At 41.6% G+C, this 21,624-nt stretch carries 18 protein-coding genes; 2 read left to right on the forward strand and 16 right to left on the reverse strand.

What is annotated here, in order from left to right; all coding sequences use genetic code 11:
• Positions 1 to 67: 67 nt before the first annotated feature.
• Positions 68 to 853 carry an alpha/beta hydrolase gene (locus tag RS893_RS22700; RefSeq protein WP_315787952.1) on the reverse strand — a complete coding sequence of 262 codons (786 nt, stop codon included), beginning with the start codon at positions 851 to 853 and terminating at the stop codon, positions 68 to 70.
• A 745-nt stretch (positions 854 to 1,598) separates the two neighbouring features.
• On the opposite strand from RS893_RS22700, the gene RS893_RS22705 reads away from it, so the two are divergent.
• A complete protein-coding gene (locus tag RS893_RS22705; protein ID WP_315787953.1) occupies positions 1,599 to 2,030 on the forward strand; it encodes a DUF2231 domain-containing protein in 432 nt (143 codons plus the stop codon).
• 66 nt (positions 2,031 to 2,096) lie between these two features.
• On the opposite strand, the gene RS893_RS22710 is transcribed toward RS893_RS22705, so the two are convergent.
• The 15 genes from RS893_RS22710 to RS893_RS22780 form a co-directional block, all read right to left on the reverse strand.
• Positions 2,097 to 2,537 carry a cupin domain-containing protein gene (locus RS893_RS22710; RefSeq protein ID WP_315787954.1) on the reverse strand — a complete coding sequence of 147 codons (441 nt, stop codon included), beginning with the start codon at positions 2,535 to 2,537 and terminating at the stop codon, positions 2,097 to 2,099.
• Positions 2,538 to 2,648: 111 nt separating this feature from the next.
• On the reverse strand, positions 2,649 to 3,347 hold the full coding sequence (locus tag RS893_RS22715) for a DUF4396 domain-containing protein (protein ID WP_315787955.1): 699 nt from the start codon (positions 3,345 to 3,347) through the stop codon (positions 2,649 to 2,651).
• 93 nt (positions 3,348 to 3,440) lie between these two features.
• Positions 3,441 to 5,834 carry a glycoside hydrolase family 15 protein gene (locus tag RS893_RS22720; RefSeq protein WP_315787956.1) on the reverse strand — a complete coding sequence of 798 codons (2,394 nt, stop codon included), beginning with the start codon at positions 5,832 to 5,834 and terminating at the stop codon, positions 3,441 to 3,443.
• 3 nt (positions 5,835 to 5,837) lie between these two features.
• Positions 5,838 to 7,040: an SDR family oxidoreductase gene (locus RS893_RS22725; RefSeq protein WP_315787957.1), complete on the reverse strand. Its 1,203-nt coding sequence runs from the start codon at positions 7,038 to 7,040 to the stop codon at positions 5,838 to 5,840.
• A 106-nt stretch (positions 7,041 to 7,146) separates the two neighbouring features.
• Entirely contained in the window at positions 7,147 to 8,082 is a 936-nt protein-coding gene (locus tag RS893_RS22730; RefSeq protein ID WP_315787958.1) for a cation diffusion facilitator family transporter, read from the reverse strand.
• A 20-nt stretch (positions 8,083 to 8,102) separates the two neighbouring features.
• Positions 8,103 to 10,235: a glycogen debranching N-terminal domain-containing protein gene (locus RS893_RS22735; RefSeq protein ID WP_315787959.1), complete on the reverse strand. Its 2,133-nt coding sequence runs from the start codon at positions 10,233 to 10,235 to the stop codon at positions 8,103 to 8,105.
• Positions 10,236 to 10,295: 60 nt separating this feature from the next.
• Positions 10,296 to 11,108 carry an SDR family oxidoreductase gene (locus tag RS893_RS22740; RefSeq protein ID WP_315787960.1) on the reverse strand — a complete coding sequence of 271 codons (813 nt, stop codon included), beginning with the start codon at positions 11,106 to 11,108 and terminating at the stop codon, positions 10,296 to 10,298.
• 613 nt (positions 11,109 to 11,721) lie between these two features.
• Positions 11,722 to 12,003 (reverse strand): permease, encoded by a 282-nt coding sequence (locus RS893_RS22745; RefSeq protein WP_315792080.1) that lies wholly within the window; start codon positions 12,001 to 12,003, stop codon positions 11,722 to 11,724.
• 141 nt (positions 12,004 to 12,144) lie between these two features.
• Entirely contained in the window at positions 12,145 to 13,545 is a 1,401-nt protein-coding gene (locus tag RS893_RS22750; protein ID WP_315787961.1) for an Nramp family divalent metal transporter, read from the reverse strand.
• A gap of 232 nt (positions 13,546 to 13,777) precedes the next feature.
• On the reverse strand, positions 13,778 to 14,284 hold the full coding sequence (locus tag RS893_RS22755) for a PRC-barrel domain-containing protein (RefSeq protein WP_315787962.1): 507 nt from the start codon (positions 14,282 to 14,284) through the stop codon (positions 13,778 to 13,780).
• 86 nt (positions 14,285 to 14,370) lie between these two features.
• Positions 14,371 to 15,279 (reverse strand): metallophosphoesterase, encoded by a 909-nt coding sequence (locus RS893_RS22760; RefSeq protein ID WP_315787963.1) that lies wholly within the window; start codon positions 15,277 to 15,279, stop codon positions 14,371 to 14,373.
• A 58-nt stretch (positions 15,280 to 15,337) separates the two neighbouring features.
• Positions 15,338 to 16,219, reverse strand: coding sequence for a phosphatase PAP2 family protein (locus RS893_RS22765; RefSeq protein ID WP_315787964.1), 882 nt, complete (start codon positions 16,217 to 16,219; stop codon positions 15,338 to 15,340).
• A 51-nt stretch (positions 16,220 to 16,270) separates the two neighbouring features.
• Entirely contained in the window at positions 16,271 to 18,703 is a 2,433-nt protein-coding gene (locus tag RS893_RS22770; protein ID WP_315787965.1) for a glycoside hydrolase family 31 protein, read from the reverse strand.
• Positions 18,704 to 18,903: 200 nt separating this feature from the next.
• On the reverse strand, positions 18,904 to 19,719 hold the full coding sequence (locus tag RS893_RS22775; RefSeq protein WP_315787966.1) for a hypothetical protein: 816 nt from the start codon (positions 19,717 to 19,719) through the stop codon (positions 18,904 to 18,906).
• A 67-nt stretch (positions 19,720 to 19,786) separates the two neighbouring features.
• Entirely contained in the window at positions 19,787 to 20,404 is a 618-nt protein-coding gene (locus tag RS893_RS22780; protein ID WP_315787967.1) for a hypothetical protein, read from the reverse strand.
• 395 nt (positions 20,405 to 20,799) lie between these two features.
• Between RS893_RS22780 and RS893_RS22785 the strand changes: the two genes are divergently transcribed.
• On the forward strand, positions 20,800 to 21,474 hold the full coding sequence (locus tag RS893_RS22785; RefSeq protein WP_315787968.1) for a general stress protein: 675 nt from the start codon (positions 20,800 to 20,802) through the stop codon (positions 21,472 to 21,474).
• Positions 21,475 to 21,624 lie beyond the last annotated feature (150 nt).

A 21,624-nucleotide genomic window follows, 5' to 3' on the forward strand; every position in this document is an offset into this window, starting at 1 on the left:
ATATCCTATTACTCAATCAGTAAAAAATTTAATAAATCAAAAAATTAGTGCCACATAACTGCATAACTCAATTCAAAAAGTTTTCTGCTTGTAGAATTTGCCAAAGATTAACATCTGTTTCGACTAGACAAGCATGACCACTGTGAGGTAAGGTCACTAATCGAGACTGGGGAAAAATTTTAGCTAAGCGTTGAGCTTCTGCTTGTGAAGGTAAAAGTCGATCATTTTTGCTAGCAATCAGCAACACAGGTTGAGTAATTTGAAATAGTTTATTTTCATCTATTGAAAATTCTCTTAGAAGGAAAAGACGTTGCTCAGCTGTTTTCTTAGGTGCAGAACTAACTGCTTCCAACAATGCTTCTCTTGCAGCAGGAGAAAGTCGATTTACAGGAGCAAGAAAAGGCAAAGCTATAAAAGATGAAATTTGATAAAAAAAGTTAGGTGTATAAGGAAACAAAAGGGAACAAAAATAAAGCAAACTTACCCGATGAAAAGAAGAAGCAGAATTGATTAAAATAAATCGAGCAAACATTTCAGGTATTTTCTCCATAACTTTTAGTGCTATACAAGCACCAAAAGATTCACCACACAGGTAAACAGAAGTTCGGGGTACTTTTTTTAGTTCGGCTTGAGTCAGAGATATTACTTCCTCCGCTAAATTAGCCCAGTTTGTAAGTTCATCTGGTGGAATTACAAAACAACGAACATCAAAAGCCGCTTCTAAACCTGCTGTTTGAATACGCATCATCTCCTTTCCTGTCTCATCCATTCCCGGTAAAAATACCAAGAGTGGATATTCTGGACTAGAAGATTGAGGAGTAAAAAAATAAGGATGACTATCAGTTTTTGACATATTACTCATCTTTATTTGCATTTTTAGTAATTCAACAGCCCTTAGTCTTCAACAAGAAGGGATAGAATAATAACTTCAAAATTTACCTTATAAGTCTAACGTTATCTAATTTTTTAATTCTATTTTCCCAAATATTATATATCTAAAGAAATATTTTCTTTTAAAGAAAACTTTTACCTATATTCTAAATAGAATATATAATATAATTTAAAAATTAATTTTGAATAATTAAAATTCCATCCCTTTATCATTTTAATGTCACACTAACTTCATTTTATTAACAGCCAGTAACATAAATAAAATGAAAACTTAGATATAATAGAACTTATGCAAAATCTCTCAGAAAGCCTCTTTCTTTGTGTTCTTTGTGAGTCCAGTCCCCCAAAAAGGCGGTTTCCGTCACGTAGACACGTTCGCGCAGCGTGTCGCTGTGCGCTCAGTGGCTTAAGGTAAGGGTAGTGGGACTGGCGTAGACGCCTGTAAGGGCGGCTTCAAGGTAGAGTACCCGGAGGGTGGTTCGTTTTTCCGTTACTACTGCGTAAGTCCTATAGAAATTAGCTTTATATATTTTATATAATCTATTCAATAACGTTAATTTAAGTATAAACAAATTCATTTATTTTGATTTTTCAAATAACAAATCAATCTATTTTTTAATTTAGAATCAACTGTAAATAAAAATTATCATTATCATCATTAAAAGAAGATAAACTCTCATGTTTTTTCATAAAAGTTGAGATGATATATGCAAAACATTCACCCGATATTTGTTCATTTTCCCTTGGCACTACTTTCTGTAGGTTTGCTGTTTGATGTTCTTGGTTATTTGCTGAAAAAGCAATCCTTAACTAGTGCCGGATGGTGGTGTTTTTCTGTAGGTGTGTTATCAGCAATTGTAACTGTGTTTACAGGAATGCAAGCTGAACATACAGTTAAAGTTAGTGGAGAAGCCCATGAAATTTTAGAGAGTCACGAACATTTTCAAATAACTTCTACTGTAGTGTTTGTAGTGTTGTGGATTTGGCGCTGTATTACAAGGGAAGGTATTCCAAAACTTGCTATTATTTATTTTGTCATTACAGTGATCGCAGTGGGCGCAATTAGCTACGGCGCTCACTATGGCGGAGAATTAGTGTATGAATACGGTGTAGGTACAGCAGTACAGCCTCCTGCATAAAGAGAGAATAAGGCAGAAAAAATCTCTTTTAACTTAAGATCTTTACTTCTGCCTTTCTTTCTCAAGCTACTCCATACTTGGGGTTTTTTCAAATTGCACCATCATCAAAACAGCTGGCTGATCGCCTACTGTTCCAGACAGATGACCTTTGTGTCCTTGTGCATCTTCTTTTGTACCTTGGTCTCCTCCAAATGAAATTTCGCCAGGACCCATCTCCACTCGTTGACCATCCATAGTCTCCACAAACCAGCGTCCCGACAGTGGCACAATCCACTGAGGCTTCGGGTTCTCATGCCACTCTCCAATCCATCCTACTGGTAAAACAGTATACGTAATTGTGGCATTAGGCTGCTTCAAATTAGATAGCCATTGAGGAGAAGTACCAGGTGCTATACCTTTGTGGGTAAAGTCCTCAATTTGACGGCGGGACTGATGGCTTACACCATCTTGATCAGTCCAGACATACCAGTAATCAATTGTCGGTTTATGTGATTGATTATTCTGCATAAAAATGGCTCTTTTGGATTATGTGAAATCTAAAATGTATTGCGGGGCGATCGCTATTATTGATGTACTGTTCAATTTTTTCTGGGAGGATGAAGTGGTGATAGGCATTAATTACATGACTTCTTTAATTTTTTGACTAAGCAGCCACCAATTTACTGGATAGCTAGTGAGAAAGCCACAAAACATACCAATCTGCATCATGAACCAGAACACAGGATTGTTTGGGCGTAATGTTTCTGGTGAAAAAAGAAGAAAAAAAGCGATCGCCATCCAACCATACATCCCAACTTGCCACGCTGTTAACGAAAGGGTATCCGCTTTCACCGCAGCTTTGAGACCCTCACCCATCGAAAGTCCTCGCATCGGTTTGATGGTGAAATATTGAAAAGCAATCCCAAAAATGAATGCGACAATATAATCTAATACCCAAGTGCCAAGAATGTGACTACCAAAGATAACAATTGGCACGAAAAAAACAAACCATTCGGCAATAATATCTCCTAAAGTGCAACCACTGCCGCAATGAGTTGCTCCTATACCAACACTTTGCCAGAAGGGTTTTTTCTTATTTGGAGGTTCTTCGTCTCGTTCTTTTGCTCTTTGAACTCGCTGTTTGGTACTCAGGCGACCTACTTTGTAATAGGCATAAAGTCCCAGTGGCCCTGACCACAAAGCTGTCACTGGCCAAACTACTTGCATAATCCACATATTTTGTGGATGTTTAGTAAAGATATCGAGCGCAATTATCAAAGAACAAATACCAGCAGTAATTAATGAAATAATCGCAATGTCATAAAGCCATTTGGGCATTTTGTTACTCTCCTACAATCGAGGAGTGTTAGTTATCTACGTGACCGAAATGTTAGAGCAAAAACATCTAACTCAGGTGTGAGAATCATAAAGCTAATCGACCGTAACCTTATAATTGCGTCTTTCCCATTTACTGCTTTCAATCCAGAAAAAAGTAAAGCTTATTGGTTCTTGCTGGTCAGCAGAAACTGGGATGTCCACATAATTTACCCCCAACTTTGTGGAAGTAGAAGGCGTATCTTGTGCAGTTTGCCAATTATCCTGTGACCAATGTAATTGAAAAGACACTAAAGCTTGAACTCTTAAGGTATGGCCTTTTTTGACCTTACTGACTTGACGGTTAAATTTCCAGACTTCCAGCGACTTACACCTAGAGCGATCGCCTAAATAGCGATTCGCTACTGCTGGGATAAAATCAAACACCTGACCATCATGAGTTGATCGCAGCAGTTTGATATACTCTGCGTGCGCCCACATTAGGGGCATTGCAGAACCAGTTGGTTTTCCTAAGTACATATGCACATCAGGTTTATCTGCCTCATCCCAAACCTGTTCTGGTAGCAAACAAGTATCTGAAGCAAATCCTTCCATCGCCTGAATATATGTCTTGACATCACCACCAACAGCCAATTCATAATGTCCGCGTTCTCCTGTCAACAGAGGCCAAGCACGTCCTTTACCCCAACCCATATAGGGACTGCCATCTTCTTGCTGTCCGTAGCCGTCGTGGTTGTAACGATGCCAACAAGATCCAACAGGTGTATCTACTTTCAAGACTGTATCAATGACTTTGACAGAATCAACAATAATTGGGTCATCAGGTTTACGAATTCCGTAACGTACCAATTGCAAAAACCCGCCATCGACAATTTCCTTTGCCGGAAATTCTGCTGTTTCACCAGGTGGCTGACTGCTGAGGAAAAGAGTTCCTTGGTTCGGATTTTCATTCGGTTGAGGATTATTGATATCTGTAGGAGTAATCCGAATGTAATGTTGTTTGATACCAGGAACTAGAGTTCCTTCGGTAGTAACCGTCCAATCTTCAATGTGTGATTCTAAAAAATCGGCATATTCTTCGATGAATTGTGCTGTGGCTTCATCGCCACGTTCGTGGGCAAATTGGGCAGCACAGATTAAGCCAGCTATGTTACAGGCTAGTGTCGAAGGTGAATAACCGCTACATTCTTCCCAGCGTTCTTGTTGGGTAGCAGGGCCGTGACGAATTAAATAACCCGCCGCCCGTAGAATCATCGGATAAATATCAAAGTGCAGTGATACTTTTTCCTGGTGTAAAAGCCATGCTAGAAGAATGGGAAAGGCTACTTCATCAAGTTGAATGCCCTTCCAGTAGGGTTCACCATCAATCCAGAAGTTTTGAGCAAATCCGCCGTCTTCCTGCTGGCTGGTAGCCAGATAAATCAGCGATCGCACTGCTGTATCTGTTTCCCCAGCCGCCACTAAACCTGCTACACTGCTCACCATGTCCCGCGTCCAAACAAGGTGATATCCCCCTTGGTCTTGGTCGTCTTTGACTTCACCCCAAGGAATAGCCATAGATGCAATTAAAGCACCAGGATAAGTTTTGTCTTCATGTGCCAACAACAAACTAATGCTGCTGTGATATAACTTACCTTCGTCATGGGAAATATTTTCTAATGGTTTGATATCGTTGCGCGATCGCTTCCACTGTTCGTTATATTGCTGCTTCTGCTGTTCAAAAGGCAGATTCAGCGACTGAAACAGTGTGGAAATTGCATTGTGCAGTGTTGTGCCAAATGCTAGTCCTAAAGTAAACTCTTCACTACTATCTAGCTCTAACTCTCCAGTCAGAGCCAAATTACCATCTAAAGCTCTGTTGAACTGCCAATCCATCTGGAAATTATCAGCTAAATCTGTCCAGCCATCACTTTGACCAACATAGCCACACGAAAGACGATTAAACGGGACTGTTGCACCTAGCGCTAGCCAAGTTCCTGCTTTTTCTGCTACAAGAATATTTTGTCCAGCAACTTCTACTGCGTAACCATTATTACCTCGACCGCCAACCTCCAGATGTGGCGCACACAAAGCGTATAACTGGATTTGGGAAACGAACTCACGCTCTCCTGTTAACTTTGTGTGTTGTAAAATACAGGATAAATGCGGGTCAGCGATCGCTTCTTTGATAATGGCATAACGCCCTTGGGGATCGCAATTAGTAATGCGGAATCCTAAACCATAAGTCCACAGATGTTCCACTTTTGATTGCAGATGGCGTTTCTCTTCATGGAAAAAGCTTTTTCCGTCAGAAATAAGATATTGCAAATCCCGAATTTGGGGTCGATCCACTGTAGGATGGTAGACTTCGGTGACAACACCGTTCCAGACAGTAAACCAAACGCGGCTGGAAGTAGAGTAGGCTGTTCCGACTCCATCTTTATTCGCATGAGTCCATCGGGGATCGATGCCAGGTGAGCCAAAAGCTTGTGCTTGAGTAAAAATTTTCATCGTCTAGCTTTGGGTAGCTTTTTGGTGATTTTGAGATTCTGTTGTTAATGCTTTCCAAGCAAATCGAGCTAATCCTGTTAATAGATTCCAGTTATCTAGTTTGCTGCTGCGATTTACTTTTTGATGCAACTGTCGCGCTACTTCAGTATTAATATCTGACTCACTGATTCTGTCGTCTTCTTGATGTGCATAAGTTTGAGGTTGAGCTTGACGTCCTAAATAAGCCCCTAACGCTACTAGGGCAACACCAGCACCCAATCCTAAAATCAGCCAATCTTGATTTTCAGTTGCCCAAAGTTGAGTGCTGTAATCCTGTGCTTGGTCATCAAATCTACCATGAGCGCCGTGATCACCTGGTAGGGGTTCCCACAAGTTGCTAAGGCGATTTTGATTCTCTGGTTGGTCTGTCTGCTGGCTTTGATATCCAGTCTTACCGAGGTAGCGGTCTAGTATTCCTGGGGCAACTTTAGTTCCCAAAATAGCCTCAACTGTGGAACTACCGACATAAAGTTCTCGCCGTTTGTGAGTTGCTGCCCATACAATCGCCTCAGCTGCCACTTCTGGTTGGAAAATAGGCGGCACTGGCTGGGATTTATGGGGCATATTGTTCTTAATCCAGTCAAACTGCGGCGTATTGACTGCTGGCATTTGTACCATTGTGATGTGAACGTTGCTACCATCATGATGCAGTTCGCACCGAATAGAGTCTGTAAATCCGCGAATCGCAGACTTAGCACCGCAATAAGCTGACTGTAAAGGAATTGAGCGATAAGCTAAGGCAGAACCGACTTGGACAATTGTGCCGCGATCGCGTGGCTTCATCCGTCGCAAAGCCGCCATTGTGCCATACACATATCCCAGGTATGTCACCTCGGTAACGCGCCGAAATTCCTCTGGTTTGATCTCCAAAAATGGCGACAAAATTGATGCCATCGCGTTATTAACCCAAATATCAATCGGGCCAAACTCCTTCTCAACGGCTGCCGCAGCAGCCTCTACTTGCTCTGGATTGGAAACATCAGTTGGTAACATCAATGCTTTACCGCCAGCTGATTCAACTTCTTGACGCGCCCCTTCTAGCCCATCGCGGCTGCGGGCGACTAGTCCAATGTACGCCCCTCGTTTGGCAAAGGCGCGGACAGTGGCTCTTCCTATACCGGCGGAGGCTCCGGTAATGACGACAACTTCAGGTTTTGATGTATTCATAATCTACTTTTTTGGGAATCACAATTTTTTTATATTTATTTTTTTTCCTGAATAAATTGGTTGATATAATCACGCTCCAGACGCAGAGAGTAATATTGAGATTGTCTTAAGAAGTCCGAGAAGATTTACGAGTGGCTGCTAAGGATTTAGCTTCGATAAATATTTGTTTAATTTCAGGATGTTTTTGGCGAATTTTAGCTTCTAAATTATCTACAGTGGATGCTATTTCTTCACCTGTGAGATTTTTTGAAAATTGAATTTCTAAGTTGAGTAATACTTCCTGTGGAGCAAGTTGCATTGTAAGTACACGTATAACTTCTTGGACTCTTGGTTCTTTTTTGGATAAAGAACGGATATTAGCTATAGTTTGAGAATTAGCACTCTCTCCAACTAATAATCCTTTACTTTCAATTGCTAGTAATACTGCTACTATAGCTAAGATAATGCCAATAATAATTGAGGCAATACCATCAAAATAAATATTGTTAAATAAATGTCCTAAAAAAACTCCTAATAAAGCTACAAGCAAACCTAAAATTGCCGCAGAATCCTCAAATAAGACGGTAAATATAGTAGGGTCTTTACTATTTTTAATTGCTTGCCAAAATGTTTGATTACCCTTGGTTGGCAGAAACTCTCTTAAAGCCACAGTCCAAGAAAAACCCTCAAATATTATTGCTATACCCAAGACAATATAATTCCACATTGGGTCTTCTAAAGGACTAGGGTTAATTACATGAATGATTCCTTCATAAATAGACATTCCTCCACCAATAGAAAAAATAAGGATAGCAACAATTAAAGTCCAAAAGTAAAGTTCTTGCCCATAACCAAAGGGATGACTATCATCTGCTGGCTTTTGACTCATGCGAATTCCGAGCAGCAGTAATAATTGATCAACAGTATCTACTAGTGAATGAATACCCTCAGATATCATCGCTGAACTGTTGGTAATGAAAGCAGTGACAAATTTCGTGATAGCGATCGCTAAATTAGCACCCATCGCCGCAAAAATTGTTTTCTTGGATGAATCTGAAGCCATTTTTTACTATTCCTTGTTCCCTATTCTCTGTCCTCTTTCATTACTTCTAATTCGCCTTCAATATGAGTGACATCCCATCGAGTCTGTTCTCCCTCCCGCCAAAAACGCAATGACACTTTTGCGTCTCCCACACTTAGATTTGTCAATTCTAAGTCTGGCAAGCACTCTGGTAGATTTGGCTGTACCTTTAAATTTCGCTGTGGTGCATCGGCTTCGAGTCCTAAGATACTGCGAATGAGTAAGAAAATTGAACCAGCTGCCCAAGCTTGGGGTATATTGGCATCTGGATAAGGAACTGGAAAGTTATCGTCTCGACGTTCAATTCCTCCAAATAATTCCGGCATTCGCCCTGCTTGAAAATAACTAGCAGCAGCAAAAATCCCTTCAGCAATCTGGTTAGTTTCTTGGTGGTAGCCGTATCGCTTTAATCCGGCGGCAATAATAGAGTTGTCGTGCGGCCAAACACTTCCCCTTTGATAACTAATGGGGTTATAAGCTTGATTTTTTGAGCTAAGAGTCCGCAGACCCCAACCACACCACATATCTGGTTGGAAAAGTCGCTCAGCAACTTTTTTCGCTCGTTCTTGGGGTACAATACCAGACCAGAGCAATTGACCTGGATTTGAGGCGATAGACTTAATTTGTTGCTTATTGTTATCTAAGCCAAGACAGTAAAAGCCTTCCTCTTCCATCCAAAAGCGATCGTTAAAGTGTTGGTACAATTCTTCTGCTTTTTGACGTAGCTTTTTGGCTTGTTCTGGTTCTCCCCACACCTCATAAATTAAAGCTGCCTTTAGCCAAGCATCGTATACGTAACCTTGCACTTCACACAAAGCAATAGGCGGCTCAACTAACTTGCCATTCGGGTAAACCATTGATTCACCCGAATCTTTCCAGCCTTGATTGCGTAATCCGTGGCTAGAATGAGTGATATACTCAACAAACCCATCATTATCAAAATCGCCGTACTTATCAATCCAAGTTAGTGCTTTTTCTAATGGCGATCGACATTCATTCAGCATACCCAGATCGGCATTCCAGCTATAAGCCTCAGCCAGGGTCACAATCCAGAGAATAGTAGTATCTACCGTTCCGTAATAAGGATTGTACGGGAGTTGATTGAGTTTGGTTAATTCATCACGCCGCAATTCATGCAGCATTTTGCCGGGTTGAGCATCGTGCCAGTCATCTAACTGTGTTGCTTGCAGTTGAGCTAACCGAACAAGTGTACCACGGGCAAATTCGTGATAAACCGCCATCGTTTGCAAGCTAGTAATTACAGAGTCACGGCCAAAAACGGCCATAAACCAAGGAATACCAGCAGCTGGCATCCAAAATTGATGACTATTGTCATTTACCTCAATCCGCAACGCTCCCATATCAACGAGCGCCTGCTGATAAAATCCCCTAATCTCGGCATTAGAAGATTGCAACTTTGTCGCATTACTGAGAAATTCATCTCTTACCTTTGCCGCTTCTGTTGTATGAGATACTGCACAGGTTTGTTGAGGTTTGAGGACATCCCCATTGGCTAAGGCTGTAAAGTTAATACAAGTGTGCCATGTTTTGCCTGGAGTAATAACTACATTAAACATCAAACGGCCATTAGCATAGCTTGCTTCAGAACTAGAGCAAACTGGTTCGGTCACGATGCCTCGGACAAAAGAACCGTTACGGTACTTGGTAGTGAGTACACCGTCTTTCCATACTGTTTCAGTATTACCTCGCATGACGATGTTTTTGGATCTCACCTCAAAAATATCTGCAAAGTCAGAACGAATTGCCAACATCAGTTGAAACTCAACTGGTTCTAAGTGATAATTGGCAATCTCGATATCTTCGTGCATTCCTCTTACTATGTCGCGTCGAATGGTTACGAGCAAACTACCAGAAGGTAAATTCCCGTTCACAGTAGGGAATTGCGAATTGGTGAATTGATAAATAGCACTATGATGATTGAGATTGCTAGAAGCTAACAGCACCAGTCGGTAGCGATTGAGAGAAATTTCGTAGTAAGAAATTAAGCGTGTATCGCGAACAAAAAAACCTTGTGCTTGATTATCGTCGATGGAACCATCACTAGCTGTGACAAGAAATGTGGAACCGTCGTTAATCGTGATTAAACCAGGGTTGACAGTAACTTGTGTGGGCATAAGATTAGAAAGCAGAAGGTAGAGGGCAGAAGGCAGCTTTATTAGTCCGTAGTCCCTTTTCTATCCATTCTCCGTAAAACCTGGATACAAAGTCATACCACCGTCTACAAACAGAGTTGTACCGTTGACATAATCAGAGTCATCAGAAGCCAGCCACACTGCGGCTTTGGCAATATCTTCAACTTCACCAACTCGTTTTGCCGGAATTAATTGGAGTAACTTCGCCTCGGCTTGTGGGGTATCCCAAGCTGATTTATTGATGGGAGTTTTAATTGCACCAGGGGCGATACTATTAACACGGATTTTATGAGGAGCTAGTTCTTGGGCAATGCTTTGCATCATCATATGAATACCACCTTTACTAGCTGCATAATTAACATGACCTGCCCAAGGAATTACCTCATGCACTGAACTAATGCAAATTATTTTGCCTGCGGCACAAGAGATTTGAGGTTGCACACCTCGACGCAAAAATTCTTTGGCAGCTTCTCTAGCGCACAAAAATTGCCCTGTTAAGTTTACTCCAATTACTCTATTCCATTGGTCGAGTGTCATATCTACAAAAGGTGCATCTTTTTGCAGACCTGCATTGTTCACTAAGATGTCAATAGTTCCAAAGTGCTGGAGTGTCTGTTTAAACATCGCCTTTACTTGATCTTCCTGGCTGACATCAGCTTGAATGGTAAAAGCCTCACCATTATTCGCTCTAATATCTTCGACTATTTTTTGGGCTTCTTCAGCTTCAGAATGATAGTTAATAGCTACTGCTGCACCTGAGGTAGCCAAATAACGAGCTATAGCTTCACCAATGCCAGAACTAGCACCTGTTACAAGTGCTTTTTGACCTTTAAGTAGGTAGGGGGAATAGCTCATAATATTTATTGGAATCCTTAAATTAGGGTCAATAATGCAAAAAACAAATTTTTTATGACTTTTTTCTTGTTAACTCTTTATATAATTCAAGGTTTCAATAAATGAATTAACAGGTAAATTTATTGAGTATATTTATCAATCAAATTATTGCTATCAATGTCCCAAAAATTACATAGATTTGTATTTAATTTTTGACGACTGTGATTTTGATTCTGGGATTACTATAGAAGTTTACAGTAGCGATCGCCTCCAGCTAGTGGAGGAATAAAAAATTCTTTCTAAAGAGCTATCAGAATTTCATTTAATTTTCACAATCTTATGAAATTCTTAAATCATGAAGATAGTAGCAATTCTTTCTTATCTAAAAAATAGATTTTGTCAAGCTTATATATGTGGAGATAAAACTAAATCTTAAAGCTCAAGAATTGAATTTACCAAAGATTTTCTATGTTAAATTAGTTAGCTGTTTCCTGCTGTTGTGAATCTTGTTGTCTGTGTCGTTGAGGTTGGGAACTATTGTCGTTAAAGTGCAGCCACAGCAATACTCCACCAATAACTGCAAAAATTATGTTTAGCTAGAAGGTGTAGTCAATCGCAAATTGCACCAACTCTGTCAGTGCAGTTCTTTGAGTGGTATGGCATTGAAAAGAGCAAAAATTCCATGTACGGTTATTCCTGCGGCAACCATGCAAACATAAAGTAATCCTGAAAGATAAGCTGCATATTTCCAACCGTAATATTTCGCTTGTAAATAAATTACAGTCGCCGCCACTAAGTCAGCGCCTAAAAAACTCATCACACACGCAAAAGAAGCATTTTTTGACCATAGTAGGGCTGCTAAAGGGACATTACCCATTGAACCAATAAAGGTGAAAAAGGCAATAATCGGTGCTATTAAGGCGCTATTAAGGCATTTTCAACAATAGCAACTAGTGCAGGTGCATCTTGACCAGATTGTAAAAACTCTGTTTGCTGATATTTTCTACAGCTAGCGTGAGGTGAGCGATCGCATCAATTTTAACTCGGAACTCCACGCCTACCCAACTATACCCAGTAGTTGTAAAAGATAAATAACTGCAAATACAGCGAAAAATATTCCCGCGATCGCAGTACCAGCAAAAATTATCTTTGATGGTCGTAGTTCTTTTGGCAGCATCCGATGGTTGAGAAAGAGTGTAAGTCCAGTGACAATAGGAATATGGGCAGCTTCGATTGCACCTGCGGTTTGTAGCAAGCCGATAGGTTGACCAAAGAACAAATAAACGGTAATTGGTAGAACTGCTAGTAACACGACAACATAAATACGCTGCAAGAACTTCTCCTTAGTCCAGCGTCCCTGCACACCAAATCCTTGTAGAATAATCTGCGTACCATCAGCAAACATCCGCCCAAAACCATCTTCTACTGAAAGGACAGTGCTACAAAAGGTAATAAAAACAATCGCCACCATAAACCAAAAGCCAAACGGTCCCCAAAGGTCGCCTAGCAAGCTTCCTAGAGTTTCTGCTACCTGATTTTCTTTTGGTACAAGTTCCTGCGGACGCAGCAACTCGCCACCGAGAATCAAAAAAGACAACGCCGCTAATAACGCACCAACCACAGCTAAGGTGTTGGATATGGTCATCAGATTCACCCAGCCGCGCAGTTTCTTTTTTTCCTGTTGGTTGAGTTGCTTGGGGTCTATCCTTTCTTTTCCCTTAACACTAGCAGCACCGTACCCTCTGGCTTCTACCCAGTAGGAATACCACATCAATCCGGCTGCTCCTGCTAGCATAAAACCTAGCCAAGGTAGTATTTCTTGATACTGTACATCTTGAGGTATTTGCGGTAATAATCCGGCTGCTAGTTGGCGGAAGCTGGGAAAAACAAAAATAGCAGCTGCTACCACTGCAATTGTACGGGCAATACCCACATAAGAAGATATCTTCTCTACTACACTGTACTGACCTAATACAACAATTGCTGCTGTGACAACGATAATAATCACTGTCCACAGTTGAATTGTTCCTCCTGTTACTAAAATCAGTGCAGTAGCGGCTGCTCCTGCTAGTCCAGCTACAGTAGAAATTGCTACTACTAATTGTGGTAGTAATATCAACCAGATCGCCCAGTTTTTCGGGCCAGGAAGTTGTTTAAAACCTTCAAGAATAGTTGTACCCGTGCAAACTGAAAAGCGACCCACCTCACCGTTAATAAACCATTTTAGGATCACAGCAGCAAGCAGGGCCCATAGCAGTGAGTAACCATAGAGTGCAGCAATTCTTGGTGTAAATAGTAACTCTCCAGAACCTGCTGCTGAAAGCATCCACAAAAAGCTTGGCCCAAGCCATTTTAAATTTTCCCAACCGTGTGGTGACTCTGGTATGCTGATTGTATTTTGTTCCTGCTGTTGGCTAGATATTTGCTTATTTGAATTGCGATCGCTTTTATTACTCATTTAGTGCTATTTATTCCTATATTAATCAGCTAACTAGTACTCCACCACATGAACTTTGCTAGGCAAAGCAATTTGGACAATTTAGTTAAACCTCTTTCTTTGCGTTCTTTGTGTCCTTTGTAAGTCCAGCCCCCAAGGCGGTTTCCGTATAGCAAAAGGTTCCATATCCACATCATTCACAATCCTCCAAAAACGTAGCGAACTTAACTAATCTGGAAAAAAGCAGATCAGTTTATAATATGTTCACTCTGCTATTGTTTCTTCTGGCTCGGAGTCGTTCTTCATACATTCTGAGATTTAGATCGTTGAGAGCATAAAAATAAGGTTCTTGCCGATAGTTATAGATATCCGCACCATAAATGAAACCTGTAGTTGGTGTGGTCATGTAAGGACGATAAACACCTCTGACTCGCTCTTCATAATCTTTGTCGGTTGCCAAATCTTCGGTAAATTCGGGTAAATCTTCCACTTGCTGTTTAGTTAATACAGGGACATACACCCGTTTATCTTCGTAATTAATACGAGCCATCCCTACAGGTAGCAATATTTTCTTACCAAAAACCCAAAAGCCTGTATCAACTATAAAATATCGGAAATAACCTTCATCATCAATCATCATGTTGGTTACAGAACCAACCTTATTATCTTGAGCATAAACATCAAAATTTTTGATGTTATAGCCATCGAAAATTTCATTTTGATAGTTGGGATAGTATTCATCCAGTTTGTAAAGCACCATGTGAGTTCTCCAAAACAAGCAACATTATCAGCAACGCTAAATTTTTTATTACACCAATTAGAAACCAATAGTCAAAATAACAATCTTTATGTGGATTTGCCGCTTTGTCTAAGTGTGAAAAGAGTGATTTCAGGCGGGCAATTAATCCGTATTGGTAGGATACTGAAACCGATTCCTCGGTTTACGTAAAGATGGTTTCCTGGCTGTCCATACCCATCGATCCAACCGTCAGCATGAACCTCATCCTCCTTCACAAAAGTTAACCAAGACCATTCAGGAGTGAATGGTAGACTAATTTGCCCTCCGTGAGTGTGTCCTGCTACAGCCACAGGTGCAGTGTTGGCAGGAAATTTGGCAAAGGAATCAGGATGATGCATCATTACAAATCTGGGTGCTGTATCTGGTATTTGTGCCAGTGCTACTTGGGGTTTATCTTCATTAGCCCAATCTGAGCCAATACCTACCAAGTATAAAATTTCTTGCTCATCTATCTTGGTGGATGATGCCAATGGCACAGCCTCATTTTGCAACATTTGCACCCCCGCAGTTTCCAAAGATGCAGCTAGTTTAGAGGCTTGTGCTACGTCCGGGGAACCGTGCTTAGATTTCATCCCATAGTCATGATTACCTAAAACAGCGTATGTAGGAATACCCGCAGTCGGTAATGGACGAACCAACTCTATTGCTTGATTTATTTCCGCGTTGGGGTCGTCGCCTGCTTTATATATAAAGTCACCAATAATCAGCACTGCGCTGGGACGCTGTTTAACTAATTGCGCGACAATTCTGCGGATGGTAGGGGTGTTTGCCAGCCACATTCCCACTTGCCAATCACCAATAACTGCAATTCTTTGCCCCTGCCAAGCAGTGGGAAGACCCGGAATTACGGCCACTTGCGGTTCTGTATCAATAGTGTAGGGTTCGATTAAGCCGTAAATTAGAAGTGCGGCAATTAACCCTAATAACCCGAATAAAAAGTATTTGATTTTCTTCATAGTTAGCTTGCAAATTCTACTCTTGTCTGTATGTAATTGAGCGATCGCCTTACAACTATTACTGAGTTCGGTGCAAATGCCTAGATAAACCCATGCTTGTAAACAGCGCTGGTGCTAAGAACGCGATCCACAGCGCCGCTAAGCCAGATGTCACAGCCTCACGCACTAATCCACTACTCATGATGAGGCGAGATACAAGTACAAGCGTTACCAGTCCCCCCAAGCCGATTGCAATTTTCAGCACTTGCTTTTTGCGAGGAATTTTGGTTGGGGAGTAGCGAACATACCAATATTCAAGCGGCATTCCAATTTCCAAACTGATCGCATAACCAAAAAGTTCCCAACCTCTAGGAGAGAAACTCGTGAAAGGAAGTACTGCAATTGGTGCTGAAAGACCTAGAACTAGGAAGAATTGAAATGTCCGTCCAGAGAACCAGCGCATAAGCTTCTGCCACAAACGCTGATAAATAACCACCAAAATCAACGCGATCGCCACGCCACCGAGTAAGTCTGCCAGATAGTGTACACCAAGATACAGGCGAGCTAGCATTACAAGAAAAACAATGTATACCGAAATAACTGCCGGGATGCGACCAAACGCAGTCAATGTCCCCCACAAAGTAGTTGCAGTTACTGTGTGTCCACTGGGAAACGACGGTACTCCTGGATCTGTGCAAATAATAATCTGGGGATCGTGGGGACGCGACACAGGGAAGATACTCCAAATTAGTACGTCTATCACTGTTGCTAAAAGCACGACTCCAAGCAAGCCATAGGCAAGCCGTCGTCCTGAAATCCAGAGTCCTAAAGCAAAGACTACGGTAACAGCCTTAGCCGTCCCAAATTGCGTGAGAATCTCAAATAGCCAATTCCATCTGACACCGAACAGGCGCTGAATGGTAATAATTGGCTCAGGATTCCAAAGTATGTCAACCGCCATTTTCCTTTGCTCATTCAGAATTACTAGCAGCTTGAACGTACAATTTTTTGTTCAAATTCCCTCAAAACGAACTTGCTGAAAGCGGTTGCACTCCAAAACTTTTCCCTTCAGGTCAACTTCTGTACCGTCCATCCAAGCTTGTTCGGCTGCCACTGCATGAAGGTGTAATTGGACACTTTCGTAAGGGAAAGCATAATTTCCCTGTTCTTCCCAAGATAGCTCCAATTCCTTGGAGTTTCGTCTCATTTGGAATTTATCTAATCGCCACTCACCATAGCCATCTCCAGCATCACTATATACAATACCTTGACAATCTTTCTCTATAGGCGGATACAGTTGAAGCATCAGTTGTTGTTCCGCTTGCATCGGCAAAATACTTCCCGCTTTTACCAAAATTGGTATCTGGTCTTGAGGTGTTTCCAGATTAATCTGTCTTCCACCTTTTATCAAAGTATCGTCCCAGAAGTTATACCAATGCCCTTTCGGTAAAATTACTGAACGCGAGGTTGCAGCTTCCTCCACAATTGGGCAAACCAATAGAGCATCACCCAACAAAAAAGCATCTTCAACATTCCAAAGATTGGAATCTTCACTATCAGCCCAGAAGAGCGGACGAACCAGGGGATGTCCGGTTTGGGTTGCTTCCCAAGCTAACGTGTAGAAGTAGGGCATTAGGCGGTCGCGCAATCGCAAAAACTCCCGAATAATACTTAGTGTTGGTTCGCCAAAGCTCCAGGGTGTGCGGGGCTTGGTATTATTGGCAGAATGGGTGCGACAAAACGGCATAAAGCAGGACATCTGGAACCAGCGTAAGTAAAGTTCAGCACTTGGATTCCCCTTAAATCCACCAATATCAGAACCACTGTAAGGAATCCCAGATAACCCTAGATTTAGCACTGTTGGAATTGTCTGGCGTAGCCCAGCCCAACTGGTTTCAATGTCCCCTGTCCAAGTCCAGGCGTAGCGTTGTAACCCAGCCCAACCAGAGCGTGAAACGATGAAAGGACGTTGCTGTGGTTGATACTCGCAAAGCGCCTCGTATGCAGCCTGAGCCTGAAGCAAACCATAAAAATTATGAGCTTCGCGATGGTCGCCGCCTCTACCTTCCATAAAATGCCGGGTTGAATACGGCGGTAGTGAAGGATCACCCCAAAGAACAAAAACCCCCGGTTCATTCATATCATGCCAAAATCCAGTGATACCCAAATCGAGCAGATATTCATACTGTCTACTCCACCAATGACGAGCTTGCGGGTTGGTAAAATCGGGGAAAGCAGCGAAACCCGACCAAACAGGAGCGATCGCAGGTTCACCATTTGGGAGTTTGCAAAATACATCCTGGGCGCGTCCCTCCTGAAAAAGTTTATTTTTTCGGTCTGCTTTAATACCAGGGTTTATGATGGTAATCAACCGTATTTCCTTAGCTGCTAATTCTTGAGCTAACTCAGATATGTGAGGAAAACGATCAGGATCGATAGTGAAAGCGCGAAATCCATCAAGAACATCAATATCTAGATGCATTGCACTCACAGGAATGTCATGAGTTTCAAATCCCTTGGCTGCTTTTTGCAGTGCAGCTTCCTTTTCATACCCCCAACGCGACTGGTGATAGCCAAGTGCCCAACGGGGAGGTAGGGGTGGGCGACCTGTTAATTCTGTGTAATGCTCTAGTAATTGAGTAGGTGAACCAGCAGTAAAGTAATAACGCAGCGCACCGCCTTCAAACTCAGCTACAGCTAAAGCTTGGAAGCTAAAGTTGGCAGGAAAAGAGTTTTCATAGAAAATTAGATAACTGCCCTCCTTATGCAGACTTAAATAGATGGGAATGCACAGATAGAGTGGGTCAGTTCCTGGTCCATATATACCTCCCGCATCATAGTTCCACATTCGGTAGGTTCTGGGTTTGCCTTTATCAGCTGAAGTGCGGAGATTTAATGGAGCCGCCCTTTCTCCCAAACCGTATATATGTTCGTGCGATCGCAGTTGTGCCTGATGCACCCAACCTTCACTTTTGATTTGGCGCGATAGTTTTGCCCGTCGCTGAGGAGGTAGTTCTTTTCGTAATGTTTGTCCAAGTCCATTGTGAAATTCCAACCTACCATCCGCGTCTACAATCACCTTCAGTTTAGTGCTGGATACTACCCAGGCATTCTCCCTCTCCTGAAAAGTCACTTCCACTCCTGCCCAGTCGTGATGGGATATGGCATAGGAAATAGGAGGTATCCCAGGCCTCCAATCAACTTGGACTAATTCGGCACTCAGGAAACAAATTTCTAGATCAATTTCTTCAAAGTAGAAGTGTCCTCCTCGTTTGGTAGGCTCAGCCTTTTCAATGTTTCCAATTTCTTCAACCGCTTCTAAAGTTTGGTGAGTGTAACAACGGCGTTCCAAATAGTCTCGTTGAAGTGGATAGAACAGTGACCCAAAAAACCGTTTGAGTTTGACTAGACGCAGTGTCAATGATGCTTGCTTAAGAATGTTCATAACGCCTTAGTTATGAGGACGATTTGCAATACAATTTCTGATCCACCTGTTAGATAGAAATTGGGGCTGGGTACGCCTGCTCACTTCATAGTAAATATGCGCGTTAGAGTTGTTTTCTTTGACAACGCCTGATGCTTTTGAAATGGTACTACTTATTCTATGAAATCCAATGCTGAACCTACAAGGTTATGTAGAACACTTTACTGCGGAATTGCTGAGGGATAGACTTCATCAGCAACTAGCACGGGTTTGTTGCTATATTCTGCTTCTAACTTCCGCTTCAAGTCCAAATCCCAAGTCAGGTTGTATTCCCGTTCCAGATCGGCAACAACAAACTGACGTAACACACCTGTAACTGCTACTTTCTCATTCTCATTCACCTTTGGTTGTGGTTTAGTGTGCAAGACTAGTAAGTCTTGTCCACCTAACAACTTGTCTTCATCTAGTGTAAATGAGTTGACACCTGTAATATTCTCCACTTCTCCTGTTACCGCCAGTCTTTTACCGTAGTATTGCTGGGGATCTGTAGTAATTTCACCAGGTTTCGGTGCTTGCGCTAATGACTGTGCAATAATTGCGGGTTTGTTTTCGTACTCTGTGTACAAGTTTGGATCTAAGTCCAAATTGTATTCTCGCTCAATATCTGCAACTACAAATTTGCTTACCTGACCTGTAGCTTGAATGAGTGTGTTTGGATCGGCAGGAAAAGTAAAAGGTTTTCCTGTAGCATTCACAACTAAGATAGGTTCAGTGCCAAAAAATTGCTTATCGCTAATTGTAAAAGTTGATGCACTCAATTTTTCAATAGGTTTGCTTCTAATGGTCACTGTTTTACCGAGAAGTTGATTTGTATTATCGGTAACTTCTTCAGTAGTGACATTATTTTCTGGTACTGCTGACTCTCGTTCTAAATTGTTAGTACAAGCTCCAAGCACTACAGTAGAAAGTGCTAAAGCAGCTGCATTGGTTTTCCACAGTTTTTGGATCAAGCTATTATTTCGATTAAGCCTATTCATGGTTAGTAAAACTCCTTCAACTTTGGTGTTAATTTTGTTCCAAATTAGTTCAATTAGTCACCTTGACTTAGTTCAAAAAGACCTGACCATCTCTTTGAATTCTTAATGCGGTATCACTGTTAGAAAAGTTAGCTGTTTCATCCAAAGTAATTGCTAGTACCCCTTTTTCAGAGGTAGGTATGGGCTTAGCCTGGATAAACCCCCCATCTTCACGCACCATTGTGATAGTCACAGGTGTTGGTAGGTCTTGCAGGACATATTCTTCTCCACCTGCAAGAATTCGAGGTTTTGTGTAGGGAATCGCTTGATAGGAAATACGGGCATTAGTATTATTTTTCAATCTTACATCTACTGTTCCTGCTGTTGGAGTGATATTGGCGATGGCGTTTTGTCTGGTTTCAGGAGCAGGTATTGTTTGGCGATTCACAGGTAGACCCCCCGGCTGTATCATAACTCCCCGTTGTTCTCTTAATCGGAGAGTTGCAGCATTCGGTGGGCATCCCTCTGGAACCAAAACTCGATTATTATGTGGCTCTTCATAGAAGATGCTAGGACAAGGGTTGAGTACAGAAGAAGGCGCTGCTGATGCGGCAAGAGGAATAGCTGGCAGACCAATTAATAAACTGCCAAAGATACTTTTTAATAGCCCTTTGTTATTTTTGAAATTGAGGTTTTGTGGATTCATAAAAGTCTCCATTAATTATGTAATAACTGACGAAATGAGAATGAAACTGTAATATAAATATTTTTGAAAAATTAATAACTACAATATTTTTTAAATCAAAAATATTTAAGATATACATATTAAGCATAAGAAAAAGTTAAGCGCCTCAACAACCAAAAGGATTCTAAAAATGGTTGTGATTTCAGCATAATTCCCAATAGTGGAAAACTGGTGAAGAATTTATGAAATTTGCAAAAGTATTACTGAAGAGATAGTGTTAATACCACTGTAAATTTTTCTCCTCTTCTTCTGATAGATAAAAAGGTAAACCTATAGACTGATGAATAACTATGTTTTGCGAGGGAAGCTAAATATAAATCTGCGTAAACAAAGTTGTAATTTTTTCAGGAGACAAAATGGCTATACAACGACGTAAGCGTGCAGTTGGTACTTTCCCTAACCGCCAAACCGCAGAAAACGCGCTCTCCAGACTTAGAGATTCAGGTTTCCCTATGGATCGAGTCTCTGTATTGGCAAAGGATATAGACCGCAATGAGCAAATAGGTGGAGCTACTGTTAAAGATAAATCTGACGTGAGCGATCGCGGTGACAATGAAGCTCAAGAAGGTGCTGGAATTGGTGCGGTCACAGGCACTGTTTTGGGTGGTATTGGTGGTTTACTCGTTGGCTTGGAAGCTTTAATCATTCCAGGAGTGGGGCCCTTTCTTGCAGCCGGAACTATAGCAACTACTTTGGCTGGTGCAGGTATTGGTGCAGCCGCAGGTGGTCTTGTAGGAGCGCTGACTGGTTTGGGTATTCCAGAAGAAGAAGCCAGAACTTATAGTCAACGGGTATCCCAAGGTGAATTTTTAGTGATTGTAGATGGTAGTGAGGATGAAATTAACCATGCTGGCTCTATTTTGAGGAATCACGATATTCGAGATTGGGCCATATACGATGTATCTGGCGATGTAGCTTCTGCTGAGATGAATGTGAATAATGTTGATCGGACTACACAGAGATATACAGGAACTACTACTGACGAGGGTGTAGTGGAAATTGTTGATAAGCGGAATGACCAACATCGTTAGGCATCATTGGGGCGATCGCATTCCAAATAGACATCGACCGAATTTAATTATGCGTTACCCAAAATCCTTATAGAGACGTGCCACGGCACGTCTTTATTGTTGCAGAGATATAAATAGGTCTATCTATATGCAAATGAGATAGAAACTTAA

The organism is Fischerella sp. JS2 (genome assembly GCF_032393985.1).
Taxonomy (GTDB): Bacteria; Cyanobacteriota; Cyanobacteriia; order Cyanobacteriales; family Nostocaceae; genus Fischerella.

Excerpts from the sequence above, each read along its gene's own strand:
- RS893_RS22700 (WP_315787952.1), bottom strand. The coding sequence starts at position 853 with ATGTCAAAAACTGATAGTCATCCTTATTTTTTTACTCCTCAATCTTCT.
- RS893_RS22705 (WP_315787953.1), top strand. The coding sequence starts at position 1,599 with ATGCAAAACATTCACCCGATATTTGTTCATTTTCCCTTGGCACTACTT.
- RS893_RS22710 (WP_315787954.1), bottom strand. The coding sequence starts at position 2,537 with ATGCAGAATAATCAATCACATAAACCGACAATTGATTACTGGTATGTC.
- RS893_RS22715 (WP_315787955.1), bottom strand. The coding sequence starts at position 3,347 with ATGCCCAAATGGCTTTATGACATTGCGATTATTTCATTAATTACTGCT.
- RS893_RS22720 (WP_315787956.1), bottom strand. The coding sequence starts at position 5,834 with ATGAAAATTTTTACTCAAGCACAAGCTTTTGGCTCACCTGGCATCGAT.
- RS893_RS22725 (WP_315787957.1), bottom strand. The coding sequence starts at position 7,040 with ATGAATACATCAAAACCTGAAGTTGTCGTCATTACCGGAGCCTCCGCC.
- RS893_RS22730 (WP_315787958.1), bottom strand. The coding sequence starts at position 8,082 with ATGGCTTCAGATTCATCCAAGAAAACAATTTTTGCGGCGATGGGTGCT.
- RS893_RS22735 (WP_315787959.1), bottom strand. The coding sequence starts at position 10,235 with ATGCCCACACAAGTTACTGTCAACCCTGGTTTAATCACGATTAACGAC.
- RS893_RS22740 (WP_315787960.1), bottom strand. The coding sequence starts at position 11,108 with ATGAGCTATTCCCCCTACCTACTTAAAGGTCAAAAAGCACTTGTAACA.
- RS893_RS22750 (WP_315787961.1), bottom strand. The coding sequence starts at position 13,545 with ATGAGTAATAAAAGCGATCGCAATTCAAATAAGCAAATATCTAGCCAA.
- RS893_RS22755 (WP_315787962.1), bottom strand. The coding sequence starts at position 14,284 with ATGGTGCTTTACAAACTGGATGAATACTATCCCAACTATCAAAATGAA.
- RS893_RS22760 (WP_315787963.1), bottom strand. The coding sequence starts at position 15,279 with ATGAAGAAAATCAAATACTTTTTATTCGGGTTATTAGGGTTAATTGCC.
- RS893_RS22765 (WP_315787964.1), bottom strand. The coding sequence starts at position 16,219 with ATGGCGGTTGACATACTTTGGAATCCTGAGCCAATTATTACCATTCAG.
- RS893_RS22770 (WP_315787965.1), bottom strand. The coding sequence starts at position 18,703 with ATGAACATTCTTAAGCAAGCATCATTGACACTGCGTCTAGTCAAACTC.
- RS893_RS22775 (WP_315787966.1), bottom strand. The coding sequence starts at position 19,719 with ATGAATAGGCTTAATCGAAATAATAGCTTGATCCAAAAACTGTGGAAA.
- RS893_RS22780 (WP_315787967.1), bottom strand. The coding sequence starts at position 20,404 with ATGAATCCACAAAACCTCAATTTCAAAAATAACAAAGGGCTATTAAAA.
- RS893_RS22785 (WP_315787968.1), top strand. The coding sequence starts at position 20,800 with ATGGCTATACAACGACGTAAGCGTGCAGTTGGTACTTTCCCTAACCGC.